The following is a 10,410-nucleotide window of genomic DNA, read 5'->3' as shown; positions in this document are numbered from 1 at the left end:
CGTTGGGGCCGCCGCCGTACTCGGGGCGGTCGTAGCGCCGCTCCTCGGGCCGCAGCGGGCGGTCCGGGTAGCGGCGGTCGTCGCGCCGATCGTCGCGGCGGTCGTCGCGGCGGTCGTCCCGGCGGTCGTCACGCCGGTCGTCCCGGCGGCCGTCGCGCGAGCCGGAGCCACCGCGCGAACCCGCCCCCGAGCCGCCGCGCGAGCCGCTGCCGCCACCGTACGAACCGCCGCCGTACGAACCGCCGCGCGAGCCGGAGCCGCCGCGGCCGCCGCCCCCGTAGGAGCCGCCGCCCCGGCCCCCGCCCTGTCCGCCGCGACCGCTTCCGCCGCCGCTGCTGTTCCTGCCGTTGCCACTGCTACGCATCAAAGTGTCCGTACGTCGTTCCGTCTGGGATGTGCGGTCGTTTCGGCCGACCTCACCGCCCCCTACCGATCGGGCGTAGCCCGATCGGCCTCGCCACTGCCGTCCGCGGCCTGCGCGGCAGCGGCGGCGACCGCCTCCGCGATCATCGTGCCCTCCAGGGACTCCGCTTCCACGTCGTCGACCTCGGGCAGGAAGGGAGCGAGCTCCGGCAGCTCGTCCAGGCCGCGGAGCCCCATCCGTTCCAGGAAGTAGTTCGTCGTCCGATACAGGATCGCACCTGTTTCGGGCTCGGATCCGGCCTCTTCCACCAGTCCTCGCTGTACCAGGGTACGCATCACGCCGTCACAGTTCACACCACGGACGGCGGAGACCCGCGATCTGGACACCGGCTGCCGGTAGGCGACCACCGCCAGAGTCTCCAGCGCGGCCTGCGTCAGCCGGGCCTGCTGGCCGTCCAGGACGAAGCGGTCGACGGCCGAGGCGCAGTCCGCCCGGCTGTAGAACCGCCACCCGCCGGCCACCTGCCGCAGGTCGAAACCACGGCCCTGGGCGGTGTACTCGGCGGACAGCTCGCGCAGCGCCGCGGCGACCTCGGCCCGGGGCCGCTCCAGCACACCGGCCAACCGGACCTCCCCGACCGGTTCGTCGACGATCATGAGGATCGCCTCCAGCTCGGCCCTCAGCCCGACGCCCGGCTCCTCGGCCGCTACCTCGCCCGCTTCCTCGCCCAATGCGTCAAAAGTCGACGGAGCCGACTTCTGGTGCACCACCCGCGCCTCAGCCTGCGGCTCCTCCACAGGCTCGGCAGGCCCCACAGGCTCCAGCACCAGCTCGAAGGCCGGCTCCAGCCACTCCTCGGCCCGCGGCCGCCCGGGCAGCCCGAGCTGCCGCCGCACCGGCCGCCCACCCTCCGTCTCCATCAGCGCCCGTCCTCCTCGTTCTCCCCCGCGATCGCCCCCGCCGGCCGGTCGAACTCGCCCGTGACCTCCACCACGCCCCGCCCCGCCTCGGCGACCCACCGCACCGTCAGCTCGCCCAGCGCCTCCGGCTGCTCGAAGGCGAGCACCCGCTCCCGGTACAGCTCCAGCAGCGCCAGGAACCGGGCGACGACCACCAGCCGGTCCGGCGCGTCCGCGACCAGCCGCTGGAACGACGCCTCGCCCAGCGAGGTGAGCAGCCCCACCACCAGCCCGGCCTGCTCCCGCACGCTGACCGGCGGGGTGTGGATGTGGTCCACGTAGACGACCGGCTTCGGCTTGGGCTCCATCGCCTTGGCCGCCAGCTGCGCGAACCGATCCGCGCCGATGCTGATGACCACCTCGGGCAGCAGCTCGGCGTGGTGCAGCTCCAGCCCGGCGGTGCGCGGGCGCCGGAGCAGCTCGGCCGCCCAGCGCTCGCCGAACACGGCCGCCGCCCGCTTGTACGCGCGGTACTGCAGCAGCCGGGCGAAGAGCAGGTCGCGCGCCTCCAGCAGGGCGAGGTCCTCCTCGTCCTCGACCTCGGCGACGGGCAGCAGCCGGGCGGCCTTGAGGTCGAGCAGCGTGGCGGCGACGACGAGGAACTCGGTGGCCGCGTCCAGGTCCCAGTCCGGGCCCATCGCCCGGATGTACGCCAGGAACTCGTCCGTGACGGTGGCCAGCGCCACCTCGGTGACGTCCATCCGGTGCTTGGCGATCAGGCTCAGCAGCAGGTCGAAGGGGCCTTCGAAGTTGTCCAGCCGCACCCGGAAGCCGCCCCGCGGCCCGTCGGCGGTCCCGGCGCTCGCGGCGGTGGCAGGTGGTTCGGTGGTGCTCGGCATGACGGTCCATCTTCACCCGGCCCCGTCGCGCGCCCCCGCGCCGGGGCCGCCGACACGCCGCGCACCGGACGCCCCCGGGCGCCCGGGGGGCCGCACAGGCGGGCCTCAGCGGCCGCGCAGCCGCCGCACCAGGATGGAGGCCTCGCCGCGCTGCTCCAGGTCCGCCAGGACGACCGCGATGGCCTCCCGGACGATCCGCCCGCGGTCCACGGCCAGGCTGTGCTCGCCGCGCAGCACCAGCCGGGCGTGCTCCAGGTCCATGAGCTCCTCGGCGGACACGTACACGGTGATCTTCTCGTCGTGCCGCTCGCGCCCGCTCGGGCGGCGCGGCGCGCGGCCGCGCGGGCGGGGCCGCCCGGCGGAGGCCGGCTGCTCCTCGGCGGCACCGGCGTGCTGGCGGGCCGCCGGGGTGGTAGCAGCGGCGCGGCCGCCCGACACGGTCTTCCCGAGCGGTGCGGTGCCCTGCCCGCCCGCCGGAGCGCCGGCGGGGCGCTGCCCGGGCGGCTGCGCGGGCGCCGGGACAGCGGCCTGCGGCTGATCGTGGGACGGCTGCCGCCCCGCCTCGCCGACGTTGTCCGCGCCCCCGACGCCCTCGGCGCCGTCCGTGCCGTTGACGGTCCGCGCGGTCTCCGGTCTGGATGCCTCGACGGCCGGACGCGGCGCGAGGGACGGCGACAGCGCCATCCCGCCGGTGGTCCGGAACAGCTCGTCGGCACCCGGGAGACTCACTCGGCGGGGCGGCACCGGTCGAGCACCTCCCTGGCGAGCTGACGGTAGGCGGCGGCACCGACCGAGTTGGTCGCGTACGTGGTGATCGGCTCGCCGGCGACGGTGGTCTCCGGGAAGCGCACGGTCCGCCCGATGACGGTGTGGAACACGTGCTCGCCGAACGCCTCGACGACCCGCGCGAGCACCTCGCGGCTGTGCACGGTGCGCGAGTCGTACATGGTGGCGAGGATGCCGTCCAGGCGCAGCTCGGGGTTGAGCCGCTCGCAGACCTTCTCGATGGTCTCGGTGAGCAGCGCGACACCGCGCAGGGCGAAGAACTCGCACTCCAGCGGGACGATCACGCTGTGAGCGGCCGTCAGCGCATTGACCGTCAGCAGGCCCAGCGAGGGCTGGCAGTCGATGATGACGTAGTCGTAGTCGGGCAGCAGCGGCTTCAGGGCGCGCGCCAGCGCGGACTCCCGGGCCACCTCGCTGACGAGCTGCACCTCGGCGGCGGAGAGGTCGATGTTGGACGGCAGCAGGTCCATGCCCGGCACGGCCGTCTTGAGCAGCACCTCATCGGCCGTCAGGCCCCGCTCCATGAGCAGGTTGTAGACCGTGACGTCGAGCTCCATCGGGTTGACCCCGAGGCCGACGGAGAGCGCGCCCTGCGGGTCGAAGTCGACGAGCAGCACGCGGCGGCCGTACTCGGCCAGCGCTGCGCCCAGGTTGATGGTCGACGTGGTCTTGCCGACGCCGCCCTTCTGGTTGCACATGGCGATGATCTGCGCGGGGCCGTGCTCGGCCACCGGCGCGGGGATCGGGAAGTAGGGCAGCGGGCGGCCGGTGGGGCCGACCCGCTCGCGACGCTGGCGCGCGGCGTCGGGGGCCAGCGTGGCCGCGTACTCCGGGTCCGGCTCGTACTCGGCGTCCGGGTCTTCGTAGGCGCCGTAGGCGAACTCGCCGTAGGCCAGGCCGTAGGCCGCCAAGTCGGCGTCGTGATCGGTCACCGTGGTCACCTGTGCTGTGTTCTGGCGTGCTTCGAAAGTACGGAGTGCGACCGAGCCGACCTCGGCCGAGCCCACGGAGGGCTGCCGGGCCCCGGGCTCCTCACTCGGCTGGCCGGCGGTGAGTTCCGCCAGTCCTGGCTGACCACCCCCGGGAGCAAATGTCGACTCATTCACAAGTCGTCTTACCTCCTTGGGCATCCAGGACTCTATATCGATTCGTCAGCGTGGCAGCATGCCGACGGTTTGCGACTCTAGGCCGTTCTAGGCGTTCGCAGCAACACAATCCACGGTAGTGGGCACCATGTGTCGACTATCGGGCAGGCCGATGTCAAGGGATGAGTGGCCGTTTGACCCTAACGTTTCTGCGGTCGGGTGATGTGACCGACGGAGATTGACGACAGAGCGACCCGCCCGGGTCGCCGGCCGTTCACAGGCATGGCGAAGCCCCCGGCCCGAGGGGAGCGGGCCGGGGGCGAACGACCGCCGTGCGGTCAGGGAGATCAGGCGAGCACGCTCTCCAGCGAGACCGACCCCAGACCGAACGCCTCGGCGACGGCCGGGAAGGCGATCTGGCCCTCGTGCACGTTCAGGCCCTTGGCGAGCGCCGGGTCACGGCGCAGCGCCTCCTTCCAACCACGGTTGGCCAGCTCGACGACGTACGGCAGCGTCGCGTTGGTCAGCGCGTAGGTGGAGGTGTTCGGGACGGCGCCCGGCATGTTGGCCACGCAGTAGAAGACCGAGTTGTGGACCTGGAAGGTCGGCTCGGCGTGCGTGGTCGGGTGCGAGTCCTCGAAGCAGCCGCCCTGGTCGATGGCGATGTCGACGAGCACGGAGCCCGGCTTCATGCGGGAGACCAGCTCGTTGGTGACGAGCTTCGGGGCCTTGGCGCCCGGGATCAGCACCGCGCCGATGACCAGGTCGGCCTCGATGACGGCCTTCTCCAGCTCGAAGGTGTTGGAGACGATGGCCTTGATCTTCGTGCCGAAGATGCGGTCGGCCTCGCGCAGCTTGTTGATGTCGCGGTCGAGCAGGGTCACGTCGTAGCCCATGCCGATGGCGATGGTGGCCGCGTGCCAGCCGGAGACGCCACCGCCGATGACGACGGCCTTGGCCGGGTGGGTGCCGGGCACGCCGCCGGGCAGCACGCCGCGGCCGCCGGCCGGGCGCATCAGGTGGTACGAGCCGACCTGCGGGGCGAGACGGCCCGCGACCTCGGACATCGGGGCGAGCAGCGGCAGGGCGCCGTTGGCGAGCTGCACGGTCTCGTACGCGATGGCGGTGGTGCCCGAGGCGATCAGCGCGTCGGTGCCGGCGCGGTCGGCCGCCAGGTGCAGGTACGTGAAGAGGGTCTGCCCCTTGCGCAGCCGGTGGTACTCGGAGGCGATGGGCTCCTTGACCTTCAGCAGCAGGTCGGCGGTGGCCCACACCTCGTCGGCGGTGGGGAGGATGGTGGCGCCGGCGGCCACGTACTCCTCGTTGGGGATCGAGGAGCCGACACCGGCGTTGTCCTCGATGTAGACCTCGTGTCCGTTGCGGACCAGCTCATGCACGCCGGCGGGCGTGATGGCCACGCGGTACTCGTGGTTCTTGACCTCGCGGGGGATGCCGACCTTCACGGCTAAACACGTCCTCTTGCCATGGGGGTCCCTACCGGAGAAGACCGGCGGGCGACGCGCACGTGGGGAAGCCTCCGGACACACCGGGGCATGGATCGCTGCGCGACTGAGTTCGAGTGTAATGAAGCCCAGTCGGCGTGTCAGCCTTCCAAAGTGAATAATTTTGCCGGACACATTGGCAGGTTCGTAGGCTTCCGCTCCGATCTTCCCACCAAAGGTGTCCTAACCGGGCATCTTCGACAATACCTCTGAAACGCCTCTCACCACCCGGCGTCGAGGCGTTCCCGCAGGTCCGCGAGACGGTCGCCGACGGCCTCCAGGCCGCGCTCGTCGCCGAGCCTGCGCAGCACCGCCAGGGCCGCCCGGTACTCGCGCTCGGCCTCTTCGAAGCGGCGCTGCGCGGTGTGCGCCTCGGCCACCCGGGCGAGCAGCCTGGCCTCCGCCGCCCGGTCCCCCATCGACTGCCGCAGCCCGAGCGCCCGCCCGTACCAGTCGGCGGCGCGCACGGCGTCCCCGAGCGCCCGGTGGCAGCCGGCCGCGCCCTCCAGCGCCCGCGCGCAGAGCGGTTCGTCGTCAGCGGTGCGGGCGTGCTCCAGCGCGGCCCGGTAGTGGGCGCCGGCCTGCTCCCAGCGGCCCGCGGCGGCCTGCAGGTCGCCCAGGTTGAGCAGCGCGGCCGAGGCCCGACGGGGCTTGCCGTGCCGCTCGGCGACGGTCAGCACCAGTTCGTGCAGCCGGTACAGGTCGGCGGGCGCGGCGCCGCCGGTCAGCGGCAGTGCCCGCAGCAGCGCGGTGACCAGCCGCCCGGCCGAGCCGTCCAGATCGCCCTGGCCGATCGCGTCGGCGACGGCGCCGAGCAGCAGGTCCCGCTCGCCGAGCAGCCACTCCCGGGCGTGCGCGGCCGAGCGCAGCCGCAGCGCGGCGGACAGCGGGGCGCGCTCGGGGCCGGCGGCCGGGTCGAGCAGCGCGCGGGCCGATTCGGTGAGCCGGACCAGCCGCTCCAGCAGCCGGGCCCGGGCGAGTTCGGTCTCCGCGGGCCGATCCTCCTGCTCGCGCTGCCGGACGAGCCGCGGGTAGAGGCGCGCGGGCACCCGGTAGCGCGGCGTGCCGTCGGCGGCGGGCGGCTCCTCGCCGAGCAGTTCCCGCTCGGCGAGCGCGGCCAGGGTTGCGGCGGCCTCCGGGGCCGGGCAGCCGGCCAGTGCGGAGGCGGTGCGCGGGTCGGCGGTCTGGGCCGGGGCCAGGGTGAGAGACCGCAGCATGCGCGCCTGGACGGTCGGCAACGTGCCGTACATCAGTATGAACGCGCCGATCAGCGGGTCGTTGTCCGGGACGGGCACCGGCTCGGCGGGCTCCGGGGCGGGCTTCACCCAGGCCGCCGGGTCCCCGGCAGGCTCGGCGGGCGGCTCCGGCAGCGCGGCCTTTCCGTCGCCCTTCGCGCTCTTCGCACCCTTGGCGCCCTTCTCCGCCTTCTTTTCCTTCGCGGCCTTCTTCCGCGCCGCCGGCCGGGCCGCCTCCTCGCTCACGACCCTCGCGAGCTCGCGCGCCGCGTCGGTGACGGCCGTCTTCGGGTTGCCGCGCAGCCACCCGGCCATCAGCCGCAGCGCGGCGGGCCGGGCGGCGCAGGCCTCGGCCAGATCGGCGGCGCCGACCGGGTCGCAGGAGATCCGGGTGCCGCCGACCAGGTCCGCGAGCAGTTCGCCGGAGGCCTGCCGGTCGAGCCCGCCGAGGATCACCGGGTCAATGTCCTCGATCCCGGTGAGCGGCCCCGCGGTGGTGGCGAGCACCAGACAGCCCGGCTCGTCGGCGAGCAGCGGCCACACCTGCCCGGCGTCCCGGACATCGTCCAGCAGCAGCAGAACCCTGCGCCCCGCCAGCGCCTCGCGCAGCGCGACGCAGGCCGGTTCGTCCCGCCCGTCCTCGACCGCGCCGGGCAGCGGCACGGCGGCGTCCGGGTCGAGCTGTTCCAGCAGCAGGCGGGCGGCCCGCGCGGGCGGCACCCGGCCGCCGTCGGGCGCGGACAGGCGCGCGAACAGCACGCCGTCCGGGTGGTCGACGGCGGCGGTGCGGGCGAAGCGGACGGCCAGCGCGGTACGGCCCGAGCCAGGGCGCCCGGCCAGCACCAGCACCGGGCAGCGCCCCGCGGCCGGACGGGTGGCGGCGGCCCGTAGCGCGGCCAGCTCCGCGCGCCGCCCGGCGAACACCGCGGGCCCGGCCGGCAGCCGGTCCAGACCGGGGACGGCCCCGGCGGGCGCGCCGGGGCCGGTGTCCATCGTCGCCGTCTTCCTCGCCACCCGTGCCACTCCCGACGTCATCCGGCGCTCAGCGGAGGCGGCCCGGGACGGGCGCCCTGTCTGCGAAGCGTAGTTCGACCGTCCGGCTCGGCCGAGGTGACATCCGGTCGTACGAACCGGCAAATCACCCCGGAGGATCAACCAGCGCGCACAGGGGCCGTTTGCTCACGCCTCGAAGGGCCGGGCCGGCCAGGGCGCGTCCGCCGGGCGCAGCGCGTCCAGCCCACCCGGGCCGGTGAGCGCGGCGTGCACGGCGAGGGTGCCGGTGATCAGGGTCGGGTTGTGCAGTTGCCCGGCCTGGATCAGCCGGATCAGCTCGGGCACCGGCACGCGGGCGACCTCGATCTCCTGCTCCTCGCCCTCCGCCGTGTAGCGCTCGCCCTCGGCGTCGGACAGGCCGGTCGCGAGGAACATCCGCAGCGCCTCGTCGGTGCCGCCCGGGGAGGTGTAGTAGTCGGCGAGGATCCGCCAGCTGTCCGCCTTGACGTGGGCCTCCTCGTACAGCTCCCGCTGGGCGGCGTGCCACGGGTTCTCGCCGGGCACGTCGAGCAGGCCGGCCGGCAGCTCCCAGAGCCGCTGGCGGACGGGGTGGCGGTACTGGCGCAGGATCAGCACCCGCTCCTTGTCGTCCAGGGCGAGCACGGAGACGGAGCCGGGGTGGGTCTGGTAGTCGCGGCGGGCCCAGCTGCCGTCGGGCATCCGGACCTCCTCGCTGCGCACGCCGGTGACCCGGCCCTGGAACGGCGTCCGGCTCTCCCGGACCTCCCACTCCTCGGCCGTGTCGGCAATCACCCGGTCGCTGTGGTCGTCCATCGCTCTCCCCTTTTCGTCAGTACGACACAATCTAACGCCGAACGGCGGCCCCGCGGGAATCGCGGGGCCGCCGTCCGGTGAACGACCGACGACTTACTCGGCCGTGGCGGTCTTGATCGCGATGGCCGCCTTGACCAGGCCCGCGAACAGCGGGTGCGGGCGGGTCGGGCGGGACTTCAGCTCCGGGTGGGCCTGGGTGGCCACCAGGTACGGGTGCACCTCGCGCGGGTACTCGACGTACTCGACCAGGTCGCCCTTGGGCGAGAGGCCGGAGAACTGCAGGCCGGTCTTCTCCAGGTCCGCACGGTAGGCGTTGTTGACCTCGTAGCGGTGGCGGTGGCGCTCCTCGACGTACTGCTCGCCGCCGTAGACCTCGCGGACGATCGAGCCCTCGGCCAGCTTGGCCGGGTAGAGGCCCAGGCGCATGGTGCCGCCCAGGTCGCCCTTGCCGTCGACGATCGCCAGCTGCTCGGCCATGGTGGAGATGACCGGGTACTTGGCGGCGGCGTCGAACTCGGTGGAGTTGGCCTCGGGCAGGCCGGCCAGGTTGCGGGCCGCCTCGATGACCACGCACTGCAGGCCCAGGCAGAGGCCCAGCAGCGGGATCTTGTTCTCGCGGGCGTAGGTGATCGCGGCGACCTTGCCGTCCACACCGCGGTCGCCGAAGCCGCCGGGGATGCAGATCGCGTCCACGTCGCCGAGGTGCTCGCGGGCGCCCTCGGGGGTGACGCAGTCGTCCGAGGTGACCCACTTGATCTCGACCCGGGCGTTGTTGGCGAAGCCGCCGGCGCGCAGCGCCTCGGTCACCGACAGGTAGGCGTCCGGCAGGTCGATGTACTTGCCGACCAGGGCGACCTTGACGATGTGCTGCGGCTCGTGGACACGGCGCAGCAGGTCGTCCCAGGTGGTCCAGTCCACGTCGCGGAACGGCAGGTCGAGCCGGCGCACCACGTAGGCGTCCAGGCCCTCGCCGTGCAGGACCTTGGGGATGTCGTAGATCGACTTGGCGTCGATGGCCGCGACCACGGCCTCCTCGTCCACGTCGCACATCAGCGAGATCTTGCGCTTGATGGCCTGCGGGACCTCGCGGTCGGCGCGCAGCACGATCGCGTCGGGCTGGATGCCGATGTTGCGCAGCGCGGCGACGGAGTGCTGGGTGGGCTTGGTCTTGAGCTCGCCCGAGGGGCCGATGTACGGCAGCAGGGAGACGTGCACGAAGAACACGTTGTCCCGGCCGACCTCGTGGCGGACCTGGCGGACGGCCTCCAGGAACGGCAGCGACTCGATGTCGCCGACGGTGCCGCCGACCTCGGTGATCACCACGTCGACGTCCTCGGTCGCCATCCGGCGGATCCGGGACTTGATCTCGTTGGTGATGTGCGGGATGACCTGGACGGTGTCGCCCAGGTACTCGCCGCGGCGCTCCTTGGCGATCACGGTGGAGTAGACCTGGCCGGTGGTCACGTTGGCCGAGCCGTGCAGGTTGGTGTCCAGGAACCGCTCGTAGTGGCCGATGTCCAGGTCGGTCTCGGCGCCGTCGTCCGTGACGAAGACCTCACCGTGCTGGAACGGGTTCATGGTGCCCGGGTCCACGTTGAGGTACGGGTCGAGCTTCTGCATCGTGACGCGCAGGCCACGGGCCTTGAGCAAGGCGCCCAGGCTGGAGGCGGTGAGGCCCTTGCCGAGCGAAGAGGCGACACCCCCGGTGACGAAGAGGTGCTTGGTCGTCACGGCGCGGCCGTTTGCTGCCTTGCCGGAATGGGGCTGTGCCAAGAGGGGGCTCCCGTGGGTCGCGAGTCGAAAGTGACGTGGG

The 10,410-nt window shown here is 73.3% G+C and carries 8 protein-coding genes and 1 pseudogene; all 9 read right to left on the bottom strand.

The features are described from left to right. A pseudogene (locus tag KV557_RS38085) lies at positions 1-364 on the bottom strand (pseudouridine synthase); the annotation flags it as partial. A 62-nt stretch (positions 365-426) separates the two neighbouring features. Next, positions 427-1,020, bottom strand: coding sequence for an SMC-Scp complex subunit ScpB (scpB, locus tag KV557_RS38080; RefSeq protein ID WP_256178564.1), 594 nt, complete (start codon positions 1,018-1,020; stop codon positions 427-429). Positions 1,021-1,283: 263 nt separating this feature from the next. Next, complete coding sequence (locus tag KV557_RS38075; protein ID WP_218206234.1) at positions 1,284-2,162, bottom strand: segregation and condensation protein A; 879 nt, start codon at positions 2,160-2,162, stop codon at positions 1,284-1,286. Between the two features lie 105 nt (positions 2,163-2,267). Next, entirely contained in the window at positions 2,268-2,891 is a 624-nt protein-coding gene (locus KV557_RS38070; RefSeq protein WP_374106720.1) for a hypothetical protein, read from the bottom strand. Beyond that, positions 2,888-3,955 carry a ParA family protein gene (locus KV557_RS38065; RefSeq protein WP_218206238.1) on the bottom strand — a complete coding sequence of 356 codons (1,068 nt, stop codon included), beginning with the start codon at positions 3,953-3,955 and terminating at the stop codon, positions 2,888-2,890. The genes KV557_RS38070 and KV557_RS38065 overlap by 4 nt, the downstream gene beginning before the upstream one ends. Positions 3,956-4,380: 425 nt before the next feature. Further along, on the bottom strand, positions 4,381-5,496 hold the full coding sequence (ald, locus tag KV557_RS38060; protein ID WP_218206231.1) for an alanine dehydrogenase: 1,116 nt from the start codon (positions 5,494-5,496) through the stop codon (positions 4,381-4,383). A 260-nt stretch (positions 5,497-5,756) separates the two neighbouring features. Beyond that, positions 5,757-7,784 (bottom strand): tetratricopeptide repeat protein, encoded by a 2,028-nt coding sequence (locus KV557_RS38055; protein WP_218206229.1) that lies wholly within the window; start codon positions 7,782-7,784, stop codon positions 5,757-5,759. Between the two features lie 165 nt (positions 7,785-7,949). Then, complete coding sequence (locus tag KV557_RS38050; protein WP_218206227.1) at positions 7,950-8,597, bottom strand: NUDIX domain-containing protein; 648 nt, start codon at positions 8,595-8,597, stop codon at positions 7,950-7,952. Between the two features lie 93 nt (positions 8,598-8,690). After that, the gene (locus tag KV557_RS38045) at positions 8,691-10,328 is read right to left on the bottom strand and encodes a CTP synthase (RefSeq protein ID WP_218206224.1); all 1,638 of its coding nucleotides are present in this window, start codon (positions 10,326-10,328) and stop codon (positions 8,691-8,693) included. Positions 10,329-10,410: the final 82 nt, after the last annotated feature.

The organism is Kitasatospora aureofaciens, from assembly GCF_019192735.1.
Classification (GTDB): Bacteria; Actinomycetota; Actinomycetes; order Streptomycetales; family Streptomycetaceae; genus Kitasatospora; species Kitasatospora aureofaciens_A.
The sequence above is the reverse complement of the archived record's forward strand: the minus strand, read 5'-3'. Positions and strand labels throughout refer to the sequence as shown.